At 49.0% G+C, this 19,064-nt stretch carries 16 protein-coding genes; 2 read left to right on the top strand and 14 right to left on the bottom strand.

Annotated features, from left to right (window positions below; translation table 11 throughout):
• Positions 1-20: 20 nt before the first annotated feature.
• The 14 genes from ACTTKA_RS07955 to rsmH are packed head-to-tail and all read right to left on the bottom strand — an operon-like array spanning position 21 to position 16,739.
• Positions 21-1,439, bottom strand: a complete 1,419-nt coding sequence (locus ACTTKA_RS07955) for a carbon starvation CstA family protein (protein WP_442724614.1) — start codon at positions 1,437-1,439, stop codon at positions 21-23.
• Positions 1,436-1,885 carry a GatB/YqeY domain-containing protein gene (locus ACTTKA_RS07950; RefSeq protein ID WP_442724613.1) on the bottom strand — a complete coding sequence of 150 codons (450 nt, stop codon included), beginning with the start codon at positions 1,883-1,885 and terminating at the stop codon, positions 1,436-1,438. The genes ACTTKA_RS07955 and ACTTKA_RS07950 overlap by 4 nt, the downstream gene beginning before the upstream one ends.
• A gap of 33 nt (positions 1,886-1,918) precedes the next feature.
• Positions 1,919-3,280 carry a cell division protein FtsZ gene (ftsZ, locus tag ACTTKA_RS07945; protein ID WP_442724612.1) on the bottom strand — a complete coding sequence of 454 codons (1,362 nt, stop codon included), beginning with the start codon at positions 3,278-3,280 and terminating at the stop codon, positions 1,919-1,921.
• Positions 3,281-3,304: 24 nt separating this feature from the next.
• The gene (gene ftsA, locus ACTTKA_RS07940; protein ID WP_442724611.1) at positions 3,305-4,630 is read right to left on the bottom strand and encodes a cell division protein FtsA; all 1,326 of its coding nucleotides are present in this window, start codon (positions 4,628-4,630) and stop codon (positions 3,305-3,307) included.
• 4 nt (positions 4,631-4,634) lie between these two features.
• Positions 4,635-5,363 (bottom strand): cell division protein FtsQ/DivIB, encoded by a 729-nt coding sequence (locus ACTTKA_RS07935; RefSeq protein ID WP_442724610.1) that lies wholly within the window; start codon positions 5,361-5,363, stop codon positions 4,635-4,637.
• Positions 5,360-6,739, bottom strand: a complete 1,380-nt coding sequence (gene murC / locus ACTTKA_RS07930) for a UDP-N-acetylmuramate--L-alanine ligase (protein WP_442724609.1) — start codon at positions 6,737-6,739, stop codon at positions 5,360-5,362. The genes ACTTKA_RS07935 and murC overlap by 4 nt, the downstream gene beginning before the upstream one ends.
• Positions 6,736-7,851, bottom strand: coding sequence for an undecaprenyldiphospho-muramoylpentapeptide beta-N-acetylglucosaminyltransferase (gene murG / locus ACTTKA_RS07925; RefSeq protein WP_442724608.1), 1,116 nt, complete (start codon positions 7,849-7,851; stop codon positions 6,736-6,738). The genes murC and murG overlap by 4 nt, the downstream gene beginning before the upstream one ends.
• On the bottom strand, positions 7,838-9,151 hold the full coding sequence (locus ACTTKA_RS07920) for an FtsW/RodA/SpoVE family cell cycle protein (RefSeq protein ID WP_442724607.1): 1,314 nt from the start codon (positions 9,149-9,151) through the stop codon (positions 7,838-7,840). The genes murG and ACTTKA_RS07920 overlap by 14 nt, the downstream gene beginning before the upstream one ends.
• A gap of 13 nt (positions 9,152-9,164) precedes the next feature.
• The gene (gene murD / locus ACTTKA_RS07915) at positions 9,165-10,502 is read right to left on the bottom strand and encodes a UDP-N-acetylmuramoyl-L-alanine--D-glutamate ligase (RefSeq protein WP_074451407.1); all 1,338 of its coding nucleotides are present in this window, start codon (positions 10,500-10,502) and stop codon (positions 9,165-9,167) included.
• A 2-nt stretch (positions 10,503-10,504) separates the two neighbouring features.
• Complete coding sequence (gene mraY / locus ACTTKA_RS07910; protein WP_442724626.1) at positions 10,505-11,770, bottom strand: phospho-N-acetylmuramoyl-pentapeptide-transferase; 1,266 nt, start codon at positions 11,768-11,770, stop codon at positions 10,505-10,507.
• 7 nt (positions 11,771-11,777) lie between these two features.
• The gene (locus tag ACTTKA_RS07905) at positions 11,778-13,241 is read right to left on the bottom strand and encodes a UDP-N-acetylmuramoyl-L-alanyl-D-glutamate--2,6-diaminopimelate ligase (RefSeq protein WP_442724606.1); all 1,464 of its coding nucleotides are present in this window, start codon (positions 13,239-13,241) and stop codon (positions 11,778-11,780) included.
• A gap of 12 nt (positions 13,242-13,253) precedes the next feature.
• On the bottom strand, positions 13,254-15,464 hold the full coding sequence (locus tag ACTTKA_RS07900) for a penicillin-binding transpeptidase domain-containing protein (protein WP_442724605.1): 2,211 nt from the start codon (positions 15,462-15,464) through the stop codon (positions 13,254-13,256).
• Between the two features lie 7 nt (positions 15,465-15,471).
• Entirely contained in the window at positions 15,472-15,819 is a 348-nt protein-coding gene (locus ACTTKA_RS07895) for an FtsL-like putative cell division protein (RefSeq protein WP_442724604.1), read from the bottom strand.
• Positions 15,816-16,739 (bottom strand): 16S rRNA (cytosine(1402)-N(4))-methyltransferase RsmH, encoded by a 924-nt coding sequence (gene rsmH / locus ACTTKA_RS07890; RefSeq protein WP_442724603.1) that lies wholly within the window; start codon positions 16,737-16,739, stop codon positions 15,816-15,818. The genes ACTTKA_RS07895 and rsmH overlap by 4 nt, the downstream gene beginning before the upstream one ends.
• Positions 16,740-17,115: 376 nt before the next feature.
• On the opposite strand from rsmH, the gene ACTTKA_RS07885 reads away from it, so the two are divergent.
• Both ACTTKA_RS07885 and ACTTKA_RS07880 read left to right on the top strand, forming a co-directional pair.
• A complete protein-coding gene (locus tag ACTTKA_RS07885; protein WP_442724602.1) occupies positions 17,116-17,943 on the top strand; it encodes a 1-acyl-sn-glycerol-3-phosphate acyltransferase in 828 nt (275 codons plus the stop codon).
• 4 nt (positions 17,944-17,947) lie between these two features.
• The gene (locus tag ACTTKA_RS07880; protein ID WP_442724601.1) at positions 17,948-18,922 is read left to right on the top strand and encodes a GNAT family N-acetyltransferase; all 975 of its coding nucleotides are present in this window, start codon (positions 17,948-17,950) and stop codon (positions 18,920-18,922) included.
• Positions 18,923-19,064 lie beyond the last annotated feature (142 nt).

Genomic DNA, 19,064 nt, shown 5'->3' with positions numbered 1-19,064 from the left:
TTTTGTTTGTATGTTATCAGTCAAACCTTCGAAGTCCGTCCGCGAACAAAGAAGAGCAGCAGAGCGAGCAATGCCACGCCGGTACCGATAGCCTGCGACAGTCCGATAGGCAAGCCGAAACATTCGGGCGCCACAAGCAGGTAGGTAGTGCAGACAGCCGTCATGAAAAGCGCCGGAATCAGTGCGACAAAGTATACCTTACCCGTCTTGGCAAGATAAACAGTCACAGCCCAGAGCGTGAAAACGGCAAGTGTCTGGTTAGTCCACGCAAAATAGCGCCAGATCATATTGAACCCTCCCGCATCTTTCTGGCTGTAAATGAGTATGCCGAATGTGACAAGAAAAATCGGAACGGAGATCAGAAGTCGCTTCGCGATAGGCTTCTGACTGATGTGTGTAAAGTCGGCGATGATCAGCCGCGCGGAACGAAGGGCTGTATCGCCCGATGTGATCGGAGCGGCAATGACTCCAAGCAGCGCGAGCAATCCTCCGAATGTCCCGAGCCATTCTTTCGTGATACTGTCGACCACGATAGCAGCGTTGCTCTCTCCCATACCATTCTCCTGAAAGAAGTACGTCGCTGCGGCCGCCCAAATCAGGGCGATAATTCCTTCGGTAATCATGGCACCGAAGAAAACGGGGCGAGCATGTCGCTCGGTACGTATACAGCGTGCCATCAGGGGACTTTGCGTTGCATGGAAACCGGAAATCGCTCCGCAGGCAATACTGACAAACATGATGGGGAAGATAGGCAGCATATCGGCCTGCGGGTTGGTGTTGGCCAGCCCGTCTGTCAGTTCGGGTAAAGCCGGAAAACGTATCAACAAGGCGACGAGAATGCCGATCGCCATAAAGATCAACGCAAACGCAAAAAGAGGATAGACTTTTCCGATGATTTTGTCGACAGGCAACAACGTGGCCAGAATATAATATATGAAGATGATGCCGATCCAGAAGGTGACGTTCAGATGTTCGGGGGTGAGCTTGGCCAACAGTCCGGCCGGTCCGGCCACGAAAGTGACACCGACAAGGATCATCAATAACACCGTAAATCCACGGGTAAACTGCTTACAACCTTTTCCGAGGTAACGACCGATGATTTCGGGCAGACTCTCGCCATCGTGACGGAGCGAAAGCATGGCAGCCATAAAGTCATGAACCGCACCGGCAAAGATACTCCCCAGCACGATCCACAGGAAAGAAGCCGTGCCGAACTTCGCTCCCATAATGGCACCGAAGATCGGCCCCAATCCGGCGATGTTCAGGAACTGGATCATGAAGATACGCCACGTCGGCATCGGAATGTAATCGACTCCGTCCTCGCGTGTATAAGCCGGTGTGCGACGTTGCGGATCTATCCCGAAGATACGTTCTATTACCGCACCGTAAATAAAGTATCCGGCAATCAGCGCGGCCAGGCAGCCAAGAAAAGTAATCATGCGAGCAGCCTTTTCACGACCTCGGAGATGGCTCCGCCTTCGGCCTTACCGGATAAGGTTTTCGAAGCAACCCCCATCACCTTGCCCATTTCTTTGAGTGAAGTTGCACCGACCTGAGCAATGATTTTTTTCACCTCTTCCTCAAGCGCTTCGGGCGACAGTTGACTGGGCAGATAGCCTTCGAGCGCTTTCACCTGTTCCAACTCTGCCTCGGCAAGGTCGGCACGATGCTGCTCGGTATAAATGCGGGCGGATTCGCGACCTTGTTTAACTAACTTCTGAAGGATTTTCAATGCCGCTTCGTCAGTGAGCAGGTCATCAGCTCCCGGAGCGGTCTTGGCTTCCAGAAAGTATTTCTTCGCATTACGAAGGGCTTCCAGTTTTACTTTGTCTTTCGCCAGCATGGCGGCTTTGATGTCGTTACTAACCTGATCGAATATACTCATATTGTTTATTTTAAATTGTTCGTGCGTCAATGATTATCCTATTCTAAAACTGATTTTAGGCTTACCCGACTGCGGGGACTGTGTGTCAGGCGTGTGGGCTTGATGCTCTCCGGCATTTTTGCTGCGGGCGCGAAGCAGTAGCTTGGGGTCGCGGCTGTATGTCGGATTTTCTTCCAGCAAGGTGATGATCGCATCGTCATCAAGCTCGTTGGCCGTCAGCACGGCAATGCTCGCATGCATGACCTTATGCGGAACGCGTTTGCTTCCCTGTTTCTTGCCGTAATATTTCTCGATCAGTTCTTTTTCACGCTCTTTCGTCCGGAGACGTTCTTCCTCTTCCATGATCTCGGCTTCGCTCATACGCGCGCGCTTACTATCGTGAATATCTTTGATTTCAGGGATTGATTCCAGATCGAAACCGGTGGCCAGCACCGTGAATTTAACCTTTCCTTTCAGCGACTCGTCGATGGCCGTTCCCCAGATCACCTCGATGTCTTCGCCGAACTGATGCATAAACTCCGTCATATAGCGCACCTCATCCATCCGCAGCTCGTTGCCGTCCGCCTCCTGAGTGTTACTGCTGAACGAGATATTGAAAAGAATCTTCTTGGCATTCGAGATCTCGTTGTTATTGAGCAGCGGTGACCGGAGCGCATCCTGAATGGCTTGCTCCAGCCGGCCTTCACCTTCGCCGTATCCATTGCTGATCAACGCTACGCCTCCATTCTGCAAGGTCGTCTTTACATCGGCAAAGTCGAGATTAATGACTCCGTCGAGCGTGATGATCTCGGCAATACTCTTGGCGGCGATGGTCAGCGTATCGTCCGCTTTTTTAAAGGCATTGAGCATCGTCAGATCGGCATAGATTTCGTTCAGCCGCTCGTTGTTCACGACTAACAGCGCATCCACGTTCCGGCTGATCGCTTCGACGCCGTTCAAGGCCTGAATGATTTTGGGCGGGCCTTCGAAAAGAAACGGGATCGTGACGATACCGACCGTCAGAATCCCCATATCTTTGGCTATTTGAGCAATCACCGGAGCCGCCCCCGTCCCGGTGCCTCCTCCCATCCCGGCGGTGATGAAGACCATCTTCGTACCGTCGTTCAGCATCGCGTAGATTTCTTCTTCGCTCTCTTTGGCCGCCAGTTCGGCACGCTCCGGATTATTTCCCGCACCAAGACCTTCGGTCACCGTGCGTCCCAGCGCAATCTTAACCGGCACTTCCGAACGCGACAATGCCTGACTGTCCGTATTGCAAAGCACGAAAGAAACATCGTGAATACCCTCCTTATACATGTGCGTGACAGCGTTTCCACCGCCACCACCGACACCGACCACTTTGATGATCTTACGCGTATCTGTCGGGAGATTGAATTGTAATATCGTATCACTCATAATCGTATGCGTTTATTTTACTGTTTAATCTTCATCGAAAAATCCTTTGGCAAATTTTCCGAATCCGCCCAAAAGGGTGCTTTTCTTCTGTTTTGAAGGCTTCTTCGGAGCCGGTTTCTCCGGCTCTTCCTCCTCCTGCTCCGAGTCGTGATCGTCTTCCGTCACGGGATCGGAGTCTGTCGTTCGTTGTTGGTGGAGAAGTTCGATACAATTTTCCGTCCCCTGTAACAGAACGGCGATCGCACTCATGTATCGCGGGTTGCCTACCATATCGTTTTCGTTTTCGATCAGCCCTTTCCGAATCGCCGAATAGCGAACATCCAGTCTGAAACGTTCGCGTACCATCTCCTGTAAATTTTTCAATGACGAGGCACCGCCCGTGAGTACAATTCCTGCACCTAATGCGTCTTTTAAATCGTTTTCTTCCAGCCGTGCATAGACATTCTCGACAATTTCCTTGGCACGCGCCTCAACGACGGTATTGATCTCGCTCATATCGATCTCCCGCATGCCGGTTCCTTCCATTGCTCCCAAGGAGACTGTTCCGTCCTGGGTCTTATCGGGCATGGCATCGCCATACGTGATTTTCAGTCGCTCCGCTTCCGAGGCTACGAGATGGAGACTTGTCAGGTCGCGCGTAATCAGATTGCCACCCAGCGGGATTACGGACAAATGTTTCAGCGCCCCGTTCTTGTAAACGACGAGGGAAGTGACACCGGCGCCGAAGTCGATCACCGCACATCCCAATTCTTTCTCGTCGGGGCTTAGCATGGCATCGGCCAAGGCGAGAGGCGATACGATAATGCCGGCGACTGTAATATGCGCCTGATTCTCGATGCTGTTGATGACGGATTTGCGGATGATCGGCTGCCCCACAATCAGTTTATATCGCGCTTCAATACGTTTGCAGGGGATGCCTACCGGGTTTGTTGTACGCTTGTCGTCGAGATAGTATACCGGAGGAGCGATAGCCAGCACGTCAAGCATGTCCGGATGATAGTTCCCGCATTGGCTGTTCAGGATTCGGATATCTTCTTCCGTCACGAAAGCATCGGCATTGATCGTACGCACTTCGGAATGGTCGATCGAACGAAGAGATTGCCCTCCGATCCCGATATAGACCTTCTCGATACGGGAATTCGGGAGTTTATTTTGCAGCTCCAAAATAAGTCGCTTGATACGAATCGCCGTCTCTGCCACATTATGGATGCACCCGCGCTGAATGCAGAAAGTCGACTCTTTGACCTCATCGGCTACCAGCGTAAATGTTCCCTGAGTATTTTTCTTCCCGATTATTCCGACCAGATGAGAAGTTCCCAAGTAAATCGCTACAATATAATCTGTCACCATAAGTTTATTTTTTTGTACAAACAATCTGGTTTTTGTATTTCAAATTAATAATCCTGTATTTCTCCCAGCCCACTTTGGGGATTGCCTGCTCATAAAAGAGCTGCAAATGATCCATTTTTTCCCTGAAGTCATCAAAGCTGCCCAAAAATATGCGATGATCTCCTACCCGCGGGATCAGCTCTACTTCCTTATTGGGATAAACATAAATCTGCTCAATTTGGTTGTTCCAAAAATCATGTTTCTGCAAAAATAGTGCAAATTTATATAATTCCGTCGTTGCGAACGATTTTTCTATGTTTCCGCTGGCAATCGGAAGGTAAGTTGCATAACGCAGACTGACGGGCATGATATGTCCGCGTTCATCGATATAATAACTCCCCTGTGTGCTGAAAACGCGTAAGACAGGTGTTTTTTGTGTAACTTCAATATGGATGTTACCCGACGGCGTTTTATATACATTCACACGGTCTATCAATTCATTGCCGGCTATTTTTCGCTCGATCGTTTCGGTATTGATATCTCGAAGACGCTGATTGATCGGGTAAAGCGAGGTGTGTTTAAGGATGGAAAGTACATCCTGTCTGTCGATAAAATGCCTGTCCGCACTATCTTTAACAACGACCGTCACCCGGTGGCATACGCCGTCTTCTTCTTTTCCGTTCATAAGGATAACGGAAAAGACAAGATAGCAAAAGAGCATCACGGCTACGATGACGGACAGGATTTTTTTCATCGGCTTTGCAATATTTGACAGACAGGTTCTACGAGCCGGTCGATATCGCCGGCGCCGAGCATCAGAAGTACCTCATACGTGCCGTTGGCGATGATGCCCGGCAATTCTTCTTTCGTACAGCATCGTTTATCGGCAATCGTCACCTTGTCGAGAATCATTTGCGAGGTAACCCCCGGAATCGGTTCCTCACGCGCCGGATAAATGTCCAACAGGATCAGCTCGTCGAGAAGCGAAAGGCTTGATGCAAATTCATCGGCGAAATCGCGTGTGCGGGTGTACAGATGCGGCTGAAAAACGCCCGTCACTTTGCGCCCGGCATACAGTTCCTTGACAGACGCGATACTGTTCAGCAACTCCTGCGGGTGATGCGCGTAGTCATCGATCACTACGATATGTTCCTTCTTCAAACGAATATCGAAACGCCGTTCGACCCCCGCGAATGATTGCATCGCCGCGCGAATTTCGTCGGGACGAACTCCGTTTAACCAAGCCAGCGCAATAGCCAAAAGACTGTTTTCAATATTGACACGCGCCGGCACTCCTAACGAAATATCCGGTATGCGAATGTCGCGGCCCACAAAGTCGAACACGATTTCTCCGTTTCCGACACGGATCTGTTCGGCATGAAAATCGGCCGTCTCATCCGATGCGGAGTAAGTATAAAGAGTGACATCGTTTTGGAGACGAGGTACGAGATCGACTCCCTTTTTTAAGATGAGTGTACCTCCGGGACGGATCAACGAAGTAAACTTTTCAAAACTTTCGCGGTAGGCCTCCGGCGTACCGTATATGTCAAGGTGGTCGGGGTCGGCCGAAGTGATTCCGGCCATATAGGGCGTCAGATGATGAAAAGAACGGTCGAACTCATCGGCTTCGATGACCGTCAGGTCACTGTGCTCCGAAAGCAGCAGGTTGCTGTCGTAATTCTTCAGAATGCCTCCCAAGAAAGCATTGCCGTCGATATGCGACTGCTTCAACAAATGCGCCGTCATGGACGATACGGTTGTCTTTCCATGTGTTCCGGCGATGCAAATTCCACGCGCCGAGCGGGTAATCAGCCCGAGTAGCTGCGAACGTTTCAAGACTTCGAAGCCGTGCGACCGGAAATAGGTAAGCTCACGATGCGTGTCCGGGACAGCAGGAGTATAGACGACGAGGGTTTTCTCGGGCATCCTGAATGCCTCGGGAATTTGTTCTGCATCATCCGTATAATGAATCTCCGCGCCTTCGTCGCAGAGATGTTTTGTCAGTTTTGAAGGGGTGCGGTCATACCCTGCCACCCGAAAACCTTTCGCGAGGAAATAACGAATGAGGGAACTCATGCCGATACCGCCTGCACCGACAAAATAAATCGATTGTATCTGGTCTATCTTCATGATGAATGCTTTTGGATAAGTTTTTCAATTTCGTCGACGATACGTTCTGCGCTTCCGTGCTGTGCCAGCTGCCCGATATGTTCACCGAACGACTGAAGACGTTGCGTATCGGCCATCAGTTCCTTAATCGTATCAGCCAGGCGGGTGCCGGCTTCTTTATCGGGAAGCAGAACGGCTCCCTGCCGATCGACTACGGCCAACGCATTTTTCGTCTGATGATCTTCCGCCACGTTGGGAGAAGGAATGAGAATGGCCGGTTTCTTGAGCAGACACAGCTCGGATATCGTACCGGCGCCGGCCCGTGATACGACGAGGTCGGCAGCGGCATAAGCATAATCCATCCGCGATATAAAGTCAGAATACCAAAGCAGCCCCCGCGTATCTTTCCCCACTAATAGTCGCTTAATATCTTCGTAGTAATATCGTCCGGTTTGCCAAATGAGCTGAATACCGGAAGCGATCAGATCGTCCAGACCGTGCAACATACCGGTATTCATCGTACGTGCACCAAGGCTTCCACCGATCATCAAGACGGTTGGTTTGGCAGGATTCAACCGGAAGAAACCGAATGCTTCTTCTCTTTTTTCGAGACCGTGTTCAAGGTCTTTCCGTACCGGGTTGCCGGTCAAAACAATCTTTTCCGCAGGGAAGAAACGCTCCATGCCTTCGTAGGCCACGCATATTTTAGAGGCGCGTTTGCTTAACAGCTTATTCGTAACGCCGGCATACGAGTTCTGCTCCTGGATAAGGGTCGGTATACCTGCCGAAGCTGCCGCCCAAAGTAGCGGTCCGCTGGCGTAACCGCCGACGCCGATCGCGATGTCGGGACGGAACTCACGAATAATCTTCTTAGCCATCCGAAGACTTTTGAACAATTTGCGTACCACTTCGATATTCTTCCACAAATGCGCTCTGTCAAAGCCACAAATCGGTAACCCGACAATGGGATATCCGGCAGCCGGTACACGCTCCATTTCCATCCGGTTGTCCGCCCCGACAAAACGTATTTCCGCTTCCGGAAAACGTTGCTTCAAGATATTGGCAATCGATATGGCCGGAAAAATATGGCCTCCCGTGCCTCCTCCGCTGACGATGATTTTATATTTGTTCATACTCTCTCTGTCCCCCTGTTTGTTCTATCGTTTCGACAGCGAATATAGGATTTTCCGACGAACTTTCTACATATTCCTCCGTATCCGTTTCTTCTTCCTCTTCCTCTTCCTCATCCTCCTCTTCTTCCGGTCCCATACCTGCACCAAAATGACTTACACTAAGAATAATTCCTATGTAGATACATGTCAGCATGGTCGACGTTCCTCCACGGCTGATTAACGGCAGGGGCTGACCGGTAACAGGAATCAGATTAACGGCAACCGCCATGTTCGTCAATGCCTGAATAACGATCAGCAACCCACAACCGATCACCAAATATTTGGGGAACAGTTTTTCACATCGTCGGGCAATGATCCCGACACGAATCATCAGCATGATATACAACAGCAATACGACAATCCCACCGACAACCCCCAGTTCCTCGATGATGATGGCGAAAATAAAGTCGGAATAAGCCTGCGGCAGAAAATCGCGCTGCACGCTGCGTCCGGGCATCTTACCGAAGAGACCGCCCCGTGCAATTGCGATCTTGGCATGTGTAACCTGATAGTTTTCGTCGGTGATCACATACGTTTTATCCGTCTGTTCTTTCTCTGCCTCTCCTCTTTCATCGGCATGTTTGATCAGACGATTGCTCCACGTTTCCAAACGCGGTAAGAACTTTTCCACCGTTCTCGGAGCGATGGTTGCAACCGCGATAAGCACCACGCCGCCCAAAAGTAAATATAACAACAGCTTCCCGATTCTAACAAGCGAAATCTGTCCGATAAACATCATCAGCAGACACACCATGCCCAACAGAAAAGCAGTTGAGAAATTGTAGAGAAGAATCAGAAAGCAAATGATACCGACTCCGACAACAATCCATTGGAAGATCGCCTTCTCGGAAAATTTTCCGCGCTTGCTAAGCAGAAAAGCCACATAGACAATGCAGGCAAGCTTCCCGAATTCGGACGGCTGGAACTGTACGCCGAAGATCTCCAGCCATCGTGAAGCGTCGTTGGCGCTAACTCCGATGATGGGAGTAACCACCAGCATCAGGATAGAGAGGGGCATCAGCAGGATCGCAAGAGAATAGTACCTGTAATGAATACGTACCATGCCCAGAATCATCAAAAAGCCTGCCAAGAGAAAAGAGGCATGCCTCACGATCGGAATCCAGATGTTCGACGTTTTATATGCGAGTGTACTCGTCGCGCTGAATACTTCGACGAGCGAAAAGCAACAGAGCAGCAGGAAAATAATCCATACCGATGTGTCGCCATGAAACACTTTTTTAGTCAGATTCGTTTGCGCCATCCTGCTTGACGAATTACAAGTTACGTACACACTTCTTGAATTGATCGCCTCGATCCTCGTAATTATCGAACAAATCGAAGCTGGCACAGCATGGCGAAAGCAGTACGGTATCACCTTTCTCGGCTAAGCGGTAAGCCTTGTTTACGGCCTCTTCCATCGAGCCGGCATCCTCTATCCGGGCGATCTTTCCATCGAAGAAGGCGTGCAGTTTCCGATTGTCTACTCCCAGAAAAATCAATGCACGCACCTTTTTTAATACAAGCGCTTCAATCTCGGAATAATCGTTGCCTTTATCCGTACCTCCCAGAATAAGCACCATCCTGGTATTGATGCTCTGCAAGGCATACCAGCACGAATTGACGTTGGTCGCTTTCGAGTCGTTGATGTAATCGACGCCTCGTATACGTGCAACCATCTCCAGACGATGCGCCACACCGGGGAAACCGCTCAGAGACGCTCTGATCTTCTCGTCGCGGATGTCCAGAATCTTCGCGGCGATGCCGGCAGCCATCGTATTATAAAGGTTATGCGTGCCTCTGAGGGCGATTGCTTCTTGATCCATAGTGAATGTTCCGTTTAACGTTTGGATTATCATTTGTTTTTCTTTGATATAGCCTTTCAACTCCGGATGAAACGTATCGGAGAACGGATACGTTGTTGCTTTCGGACGATGCCGTTCCATTTCCTTTCGGATGATGGGGTCATCGTTCCAATAAATAAACGCATCTTTCTCTGTCTGATTACGGAGAATACGAAATTTAGCATCGATGTAGTTCTGCATACAATGCTGATAGCGATCTAAATGGTCGGGCGTGATGTTCAGTAATACGGCAATATCGGCCTTGAACTCATACATGTTGTCCAACTGAAAACTGCTCAATTCTATTACATAATACGCATGCGGCGATTCAGCCACCTGAAACGCCAGACTGTTCCCGACATTCCCTGCTAACCCTACGTCCAGCCCGGCTTCTTTGAGGATATGGTAGGTAAGTAAGGTCGTTGTTGTCTTGCCGTTGCTTCCGGTGATACAGATCATCGTCGCATCCGTATAACGCCCGGCAAATTCAATTTCGGAAATGATCGGGATACCTCTCTCCATTGCCTTCCTCACGACAGGTGCCTTATCCGGAATACCGGGGCTCTTAATGATCTCGTCCGCATTGAGGATGGCCGACTCAGTGTGTCCGCCCTCTTCCCAGAGAATCCCACGTTCATCCATGATCTGTTTATATTTCGGCAAGATGCTTCCGTAGTCCGAAACAAACACATCGAAACCTTTCGCCTTAGCCAGCACCGAAGCTCCCGCTCCGCTCTCTCCCGCTCCCAATATAACCATTCGCTTTTTCATGATTACCGCACTTTTAACGTAATGATAGCGACAGCTGCCAAAATAATTCCGATGAGCCAGAACCGGACAACGATTTTAGACTCGGGAATAACATTATACGGCTTTTGTATCAGCGCTTGTATGCCGCTCTTTCCCGGTTTCTGGAAATGATGATGCAAGGGAGTCATTTTAAATACTCGTCTTCCTTCGCCGTATCGCTTTTTCGTATACTTGAAATAGGCTACCTGAATCATGACCGAAAGCGTTTCGGCGAAGAACACGCCGCAAAGGATCGGGATAAGCAACTCTTTATGGATGATGATGGCAAAGACCGCGATGATTCCCCCCAAAGTCAAGCTTCCCGTATCTCCCATAAATACCTGAGCAGGGTAAGCATTGTACCAAAGGAAACCGATTGTCGCTCCGATAAATGCCGAAGCAAAGATCACCAATTCCTCCGCTCCGGGGATAAACATGATATTCAGGAACGAGGCAAACTCGAAATGCGAAGAAGTATATGCCAATATACCAAGCGCCACCCCGATGATGGCGGAGCTGCCGGCCGCCAGACCATCAAGACCGTCAGTCAGGTTCGTACCATTCGAAACAGCCGTTACGACAAAGATGGTAATCAGGATAAAAATGATCCATGTCACTTCCGTTTTGTAATCTCCGGCCCACTCTGCCAAAACAGCATAATCGAAATTATTGTTTTTGACAAACGGAATCGTCGTCTTGGTCGATTTGATCATATCGGGGTGAAACCGTACTTCTTCGAGAGTGTTTTCCGAAGCACTGCGTATCTCCATATTTTCCCGGATCACCGCGTCCGGACTGAAATAGAGCGTCAGCCCCACGATCAACCCCAGACCGACCTGCGCAACGATCTTAAACCGCCCGTGCAACCCTTCTTTATCTTTTTTGAAGACTTTGATGTAATCGTCGGCAAAGCCTAAAGTCCCCAGCCACACGGTCGTGATTAGCATAATAATGAGATAGATATTATTAAGCCGTGCAAACAGCAGGATCGGGATAATGATCGCAATGATGATAATAATTCCTCCCATCGTCGGAGTACCTTTCTTACTCATCTGCCCTTCAAGACCGAGATTGCGAACAACCTCTCCGATTTGCAATTTTTGTAGTTTGTCGATGATCCGGCGTCCGATAGTTGTCGAGATAAACAAGGCCAAAATAAACGCCATCACGGAGCGGAACGAGACGTATTTAAATACGCCGGCTCCGGGAATATCAAGTTGATCGAGATAGTTAAACAGTTCGTAAAGCATGGTGATATTATGGATGTTGAGTCGCAAAAATAGTTCGTAAAATCTCGCGATCGTCGAAGTGATGTTTTATCCCGTTGATTTCCTGATAGTCTTCATGACCTTTGCCGGCTACCAGAATCACATCGCCTTTCTTCGCTAAACAAGTGGCGGTTTTGATAGCCTGCTTACGATCGGTAATGCAAAGCGTATGCTCCGAATCGACAGGTGACAATCCTGCCAGCATCTCTTCTATGATAGCATCCGGATCTTCGAAACGCGGATTATCGGAGGTCAAAATCAGTTGATCGCTAAGTTTCGCGGCTTCTTTGGCCATCAGCGGACGCTTGCCTTTGTCCCGGTTTCCTCCGGCGCCAACGACTGTTATAACGCGTCCGTTACCGCGTAGTACATCGTGAATACTGTTCAATACATTGGTCAAAGCATCCGGTGTGTGCGCATAGTCGACAATCGCCGTATATCCGAGGGGGGAAGAGAGCGTCTCGAAACGTCCGGTGACGGGGCGCAGATCACTCAGCACAACGAGCACCGTCTCCGGATCTTGTCCTAAACTGACGGCCGTACCGTAGACGGCCAGCAGGTTTGAGGCATTAAAACGGCCGACAAAATGAACGGTAACCTCTCTATCGTTAATCAGAAGCTCTGTCCCTTCGAAATGCGTCTCCAGTATTTTCCCTTTGAAATCGGCGACGGTTTGCAACGAATACGTCCGTTTCGTTGCGACCGTGTTTTGCAGCATCACCATCCCGGATTTCTCGTCAGCATTCGTTAAGGCAAATGCAGCGGCCGGCAGATCGTCGAAGAATCTTTTTTTCGCTTTCAGATAATGTTCAACCGTTTTATGATAGTCCAAATGATCGCGGGAGAGGTTTGTAAAAACACCTCCCCGATAGGTCAGTCCACTGATACGTTGCTGGTCGATGGCATGTGAGCTGACCTCCATGAACACATAGGTGCACCCGGCTTTAGCCATCTGTGCGACGAGCGCATGCAGCGTCACGGCATCGGGGGTGGTATGAGTTGTCGGTATCGCTTCTTCACCTATATAGTTGCATACCGTAGAGATCAGTCCGCACTTGTATCCCAAGCGGCCGAATAAATGATAGAGCAACGTTGCGACAGTTGTTTTTCCATTTGTTCCGGTTACCCCGATCAATGTCAGCTTCGACGACGGATGGTCATACCATGTATCCAACAGCATGCCGAGGGCCTGAGCCGTATCGGGAACGACAACGAACGGCACGTCGCATGTCCCGAGCTGTTCCGGTATTTTCTCGCATACAATCGCCCCCGCCCCTTTTTCTATGGCCTTTCCGATATAATCATGTCCGTCAACAGTCGTTCCGCTGACAGCCACAAAGAGCATACCTTTACTTATTTGGCGCGAGTCGGAATGAATGCCTGATATTTCGCAAACGTCATCACCCTGAATGCGCTTTATAGGTAAGTGCTTTATTAATGTTTTTAATTTCATTGTTCTGTTTCTTTAATCTTTTAATACGATTTCGACAGTTTGTCCCCTCACGACCTGCCGACCGGGCGCAATAGACTGTGAAACGACCTGTCCTCTGCCCGAAAGACTGACACGAAGCCCTGATTTCTCCAATGCATATACGGCATCTCTGGCTCCCATACCCACGACATACGGCACCAATCCCTTGCGGACTGTCAGTTCTCTTACCCGAAGCGTATCTTTTCCGGCACTACGCCCGTAAATAGCATATTCGGAAGCGATTCGCTTCGACGATGCGTGAATATCCAGTTCCTCTATCACATACTTCGCAGCGCGTGCATCGCCGTTCTTCACGGCAGGTACCGCCACGCGACCCGCCTCTTTCGCGATGGTACGGAGATTCAACGTGATCTGATGCGAATACGTTTTCTCCGCAATTTCTTTGAAGATTGTGCCGGCCATCAACCCGCCCGAAGGTGATCCGTTACGCGGTCGCGAGACAACGACAATACACGAATATTTCGGGTTTTCGTAAGGGAAGTATCCGCAGAACGACACATTATGCGCCGCACTCGATGCGGCAATCTGTGCCGTACCTGTTTTTCCGGCTATGGTTACCACATCCGACTTGGCCGGTTTACCGGTACCGTCACGACGCCCGTCAGGGTCTTTGTAGTTCACGACGTTATAAAGCATCTCCTGTATTATTTTCAACGTACGGGAAGAGCATATAGACGAACGAATCACTTCGGTCGAGAAAGATTGGACTTCTTTTCCGTTATGAGTGATACTCTTCACAAACATGGGACGTACCATCTTACCGTCGTTCGCAATGGCATTGAAAAAAGTCAAGGTGTTGATCGGCGGGATTTGCACTTCGTAGCCGAACGACATCCACGGCAAAGTCAGTCTCGACCAGTTCCGGCTTTCGGGTGTACGTATCTTGGCACGTCCCGCCCCCGGTATTTCCAAGCGGAGATCGGCGTCTACTCCGGTTCGTTTGAGGCCGTCCGTAAATTTTTTCGGGCGGCTGCCGTAACCTTTCAATACAATTTTAGCGACTCCCACATTAGAAGAATACCAAATGCTTTGAGCTGCCGTAATCGTTCCGTATCCTCCTCGATGGGCATTATGATCCTTGATGGTGCGTCCGCTGACGGTATAGGTCCCGTTTCCAACATCTATCAGCGTCTCGGGAGTGCATATCTCGTCTTCGATGGCTACCATCATGGCAGCCACCTTGAAAGTCGAGCCCGGTTCGATTTCGTCGGCCACAGCATGATTTTTTGTCTCGGTATAGACGCCGGGACGTACACGCTCCATATTGGATATCGCCTTAATTTCACCGGTTTGCACCTCCATGACCACGGCAATGCCGGAAGCCGCATCCAATTCTTTCAGTTTATTCACCAGGGCCTTCTCGGTCAAGTCTTGTATATGCGTGTCGATAGTTGTTTGGATATCCAACCCATCGACCGGTTCCTGAGCAATCACGTTTGTCCACCGGCCTCCCACGCGCATCACGGAGTTATAACCCGCCTGACCGTGCAGCAGCGTATCGTATTCGAGTTCAAGACCATTTTTACCTTTTGAGAGCCCCCCCGTTTCTATCTCGTTGTAGATGTCGCCGATAGTACGCGAAGCTAACGTACCGAACAACTTCTGTCGTTGTACCATCTCTTTTTCGTAAAGTCCGCTCACATTCCGGCCGAGCCGGAAAAAAGGATATTGACGGATTTCCTTTAGATCAATATATGAAACACGTCCTTCATACACCGGATATTGACGGCTTTTCGACTTGAGTCCGCGCAGCAAATGGGCTTTATAACCTGCTGCCGATCGATTTTTAAGTTTGCGTGAAAGATAGTAGGCAAGGGAATCAATTCCGTTATGCGATGAATGCATAAACGTATCGATGGTGGCTTTCGATTTTCTGGTCCCCTTTTGAAATCCGCTGGCTTGAAAATCCATGTACAGGTAATATCGGGGCACGCTGGTTGCTAACAGTTTTCCGTCGGCCGAATAGATATTTCCACGATTAGGGTTCACTAATCGGTTCGGTTTTTTTTGACTTTCGGCCACTTTGTTCCATTTGTCTTTTTCGACAAAAGCGACCTTGAAAGTAAAGAAAAGAATCCCGATTACTACCGGCAAAAGTAGCAACACAACAATCAGGTAACGTGTCAAAACATGCCCGTCACCCGACTCTTTTTCTTCCATTTCTTCTTTTTCAAACCTCGCCATACTACTTTTATTTCTGTATGATATAAGGAGGTGTCTGAGGACTTTCCAAATCCAGCCTTCTTTCTTTTACCAACGACTCAATCTGTGACAGACGATTATTCCCGATCAGTTGTCCCGAAATGGCCAACGATTCGTATTTCACATCCTTCAGCTCCTGCTGCAACTTATCGATTTCGCGCAGTTTGAGTAAACACGTATAGCGATTGCTAATAAATACAAACATCAAACCGACTATCAATACGATCAGCTTCGTATGTCTGACAATAAAATCTTCTTTCAGAATACCTCCTCCCAAAATATAGAGCGGAGATAACTGCCGTTTCTTTTTCGGATTTATTTTGTTTGTTTCACTCATGCCATGTTGTTTTTTTCTGCAATCCGTAATTTCGCACTCCGGGCACGAGGATTCCTGTCGGTCTCCTCTTCCGAAGGCGTTATCACTTTATTATTTATCAAGCGAAAAGAACTTAGCCGATTACCGAAAAGATCCTGTTTGTTCTCCCCCTCGAAATTGCCACTCCGCATAAAATGCTTTACCAGCCGATCTTCGAGCGAATGGTAAGTGATAACGACCAACCGCCCGCCCGGCTTCAGCACTTTCAAGGCCTGCTGCAACATCTCCCGCAAAGCATTCATCTCATCGTTCACCTCGATACGTAAGGCTTGAAAGACCTGCGCCAGAAACTTTTTCTCTTTCTCCTTACGAACGAATGGTTGCAACAACTCGATCAACATCTGACTTGACACGATCGGATGCTCGCTACGTGACCGAACAATGAGTGAGGCCATTTTTCGCGCCTCCTTCAACTCTCCGTAACGATATAGCAGATCGCTTAGTTTTTCTTCCGGATACGTATTGAGAATATCAAAGGCCGTTTGTCCCGCACGATTGTTCATCCGCATATCTAAAGCCTGATCGAAGCGAAAAGAAAACCCCCGCTCCTCGTTGTCGAAATGATGAGACGATACACCGAGATCCGCCAAAATCCCGTCGACCTGCGATACGCCGTGATAACGAAGGAAATTGGACAAATAACGGAAGTTACTGCGAATAAAAACAAAACGTTGATCGTCCGGAATATTTGCTTCGGCATCGGCATCCTGATCAAACCCGTAGAGTCTCCCTTCATCACCCAGACGGCTCAGAAGCCCACGACTGTGTCCGCCTCCGCCGAAAGTGACATCGACGTAAATACCCGAAGGCTGAACAGCTAAACCGTCCAGACTTTCGTCGAACAAAGCCGGGATATGATAAGTGCTTTCTTTTTTATTCATTCTCAATACCATTCCGCAAACAGTCGTTTCACTAACACGCTTAACGAGGCGTAAAGGTACACATTCTCAAGAATTTGCTAACCATTCGAGAAGGAAAGTTTTCAACAGTCCCGTTTTTCTCCGACAAGCAGTTTTTTTGCAAGATGTTATCTCTCCGTTTTTAACGCTTTCCCCGTAGACAGAACACACGTTGCCACCGCAGAATACATACTTCCGGAAACCTCCAGACATCACTGAAAATTTGACACAACGACACTGATATCCAATCCACGACACGCCTGCAGGATCTGCATCTTACCTCCTCATCGAAGAAAAGACATAAAAAAACAGCGAAAAAGTGCTTTTATAAACGGCATCTGCTTATCTTTGTCGGACGATGGAAGCACAAACACCAATCATCGATGTGCGCACTGTCTTACGTGAGAAAGCGCCCCGAATTTCAAAAAAAATTCCCGCATGTGTCGTGAATTACCTGATCCGCACGATTCATCAGGACGAATTGAACCGCATCCTCAAACGCTATGCCGCCCTCGACGGTGTCGCTTTCATGGACGCGCTAATCCGCGAATTCGATCTGACTATGTGCCTCATCGGCGAAGAACATTTGCCGTCACCGGAGGGACGTTACCTCTTTGTGTCGAACCATCCGTTAGGCGGGCTGGACGGCATTTGTCTGACAGCGCTGCTGGGTAAACGATATGGAGAACAGATCCGTTGCCTCGTCAACGACCTGCTCCTGTTTATCCCGAACCTGCGCTCTCTTTTTATCCCGATCAACAAGCATGGCGCTCAAACGAAAGAAGCCGCCATACAGCTGAATGAGGCCTTCGCATCGGATTGTCAGATACTCACTTTCCCGGCCGGGCTCTGTTCGCGCAAACAAAACGGACGCATCGAAGACACGGAATGGAAAAAATCGTTTGTGCGAAACGCCGTCAAATATCATCGAGACGTAGTGCCCGTTTTCTTTGAAGGGCGTAACTCCGACTTCTTCTATCGCTTGGCACGTATCCGCAAGCGAATGGGCTTCAAAATGAATATTGAAATGCTTTATTTGCCCGACGAAATGTTTCGGAACAAACATCAAACATTCCCTGTTTATATAGGAAAACCAATCCCATGGCAAACGTTCGACGGGAGTAAGAACCCCGCAGAATGGGCTAAATGGGTCAAACAGGAAGTATATCAGTTGAGCGAAAAATAAACGTATGCAGAAAATTATCCGGCCGGTCGAAACGGCCTTGCTGAAAAAAGAATTGACACCGGAAAAACGATTGCGGCGAACGAATAAATCGGACAACGAAATTTATATCGTGACGGCACATGACTCTCCGAACGTCATGCGCGAAATCGGGCGTCAACGCGAAATCGCTTTTCGTCATTACGGCGGAGGTACGGGAAAAGCTGCCGATATCGACGAGTTCGACACCATGGAGCGCGGCTACCGCCAACTGATTGTCTGGAGTCCGGAAGACGAGCAAATACTGGGAGGCTATCGCTTTCTCTTCGGGTCGGATGTGCAATACGATACGCAGGGAAAACCGATTCTGGCTACGGCGCACCTGTTTCATTTTTCGAAACGTTTTCTGGTCGATTATCTGCCTTATACCGTCGAGTTGGGACGCTCGTTCGTTTCGCTCGATTATCAGGCAACGCTCGGACGATCCAAAGGCATTTTCGTACTCGATAACTTGTGGGACGGATTAGGAGCGCTGACAGTCATCGATCCGGCCATGAAATACTTCTACGGAAAAGTGACGATGTACACGACCTACAACGTGGAAGCGCGGGATATGATTCTATATTTTCTCCGCCTGCATTTCCCGGATCCCGACCAATTGGTTGAGCCCATTGCTCCGCTGAAGACCGGAATGGACGAAGAAAAGATGAAGCGACTCTTCTGCCACGATCACTTCAAAGACAATCTCAGAGTGTTAAATCAGGAAGTGAGGAAATACGGCATCAATGTCCCTCCTCTGGTAAGTGCGTATATGAGCCTTTCGCCCAAGATGCGTACATTCGGCACAGCCATCAATCGTGAGTTCGGCAATGTCGAAGAAACGGGTATCCTGATTGCCACCGACGAGATTCTGGAAGAAAAGAAAAAGCGTCATATCGAGACGTATCTGAACGAAATGACAAGCCATAATACTCAACAAAATTCGACTTCGGATACGGATTGAGGAACATTTCATCCTCTATTGATAAGAATATATCTCAAGGAAACGATCCTTCATCTTAAGGAAGCGATCCTTCATCTTAAGGAAACGTTCCTTTATCTTAAGGAAGCATTCCTTCATCTTAAGGAAACGATCCTTTATCTTA

Source organism: Tannerella sp. (assembly GCF_052170195.1).
In the GTDB taxonomy this organism is placed as follows: Bacteria; Bacteroidota; Bacteroidia; order Bacteroidales; family Tannerellaceae; genus Tannerella.
This window is presented reverse-complemented; position numbering and strand designations above follow the sequence as displayed.

Excerpts from the sequence above, each read along its gene's own strand:
- ftsA (WP_442724611.1), bottom strand. The coding sequence starts at position 4,630 with ATGGTGACAGATTATATTGTAGCGATTTACTTGGGAACTTCTCATCTG.
- murG (WP_442724608.1), bottom strand. The coding sequence starts at position 7,851 with ATGAACAAATATAAAATCATCGTCAGCGGAGGAGGCACGGGAGGCCAT.
- ACTTKA_RS07905 (WP_442724606.1), bottom strand. The coding sequence starts at position 13,241 with ATGAAATTAAAAACATTAATAAAGCACTTACCTATAAAGCGCATTCAG.
- rsmH (WP_442724603.1), bottom strand. The coding sequence starts at position 16,739 with ATGAATAAAAAAGAAAGCACTTATCATATCCCGGCTTTGTTCGACGAA.
- ACTTKA_RS07880 (WP_442724601.1), top strand. The coding sequence starts at position 17,948 with ATGCAGAAAATTATCCGGCCGGTCGAAACGGCCTTGCTGAAAAAAGAA.
- ftsZ (WP_442724612.1), bottom strand. The coding sequence starts at position 3,280 with ATGAGTGATACGATATTACAATTCAATCTCCCGACAGATACGCGTAAG.
- murD (WP_074451407.1), bottom strand. The coding sequence starts at position 10,502 with ATGAAAAAGCGAATGGTTATATTGGGAGCGGGAGAGAGCGGAGCGGGA.
- ACTTKA_RS07885 (WP_442724602.1), top strand. The coding sequence starts at position 17,116 with ATGGAAGCACAAACACCAATCATCGATGTGCGCACTGTCTTACGTGAG.
- ACTTKA_RS07920 (WP_442724607.1), bottom strand. The coding sequence starts at position 9,151 with ATGGCGCAAACGAATCTGACTAAAAAAGTGTTTCATGGCGACACATCG.
- mraY (WP_442724626.1), bottom strand. The coding sequence starts at position 11,770 with ATGCTTTACGAACTGTTTAACTATCTCGATCAACTTGATATTCCCGGA.
- ACTTKA_RS07950 (WP_442724613.1), bottom strand. The coding sequence starts at position 1,885 with ATGAGTATATTCGATCAGGTTAGTAACGACATCAAAGCCGCCATGCTG.
- ACTTKA_RS07895 (WP_442724604.1), bottom strand. The coding sequence starts at position 15,819 with ATGAGTGAAACAAACAAAATAAATCCGAAAAAGAAACGGCAGTTATCT.
- ACTTKA_RS07955 (WP_442724614.1), bottom strand. The coding sequence starts at position 1,439 with ATGATTACTTTTCTTGGCTGCCTGGCCGCGCTGATTGCCGGATACTTT.
- ACTTKA_RS07935 (WP_442724610.1), bottom strand. The coding sequence starts at position 5,363 with ATGAAAAAAATCCTGTCCGTCATCGTAGCCGTGATGCTCTTTTGCTAT.
- murC (WP_442724609.1), bottom strand. The coding sequence starts at position 6,739 with ATGAAGATAGACCAGATACAATCGATTTATTTTGTCGGTGCAGGCGGT.
- ACTTKA_RS07900 (WP_442724605.1), bottom strand. The coding sequence starts at position 15,464 with ATGGCGAGGTTTGAAAAAGAAGAAATGGAAGAAAAAGAGTCGGGTGAC.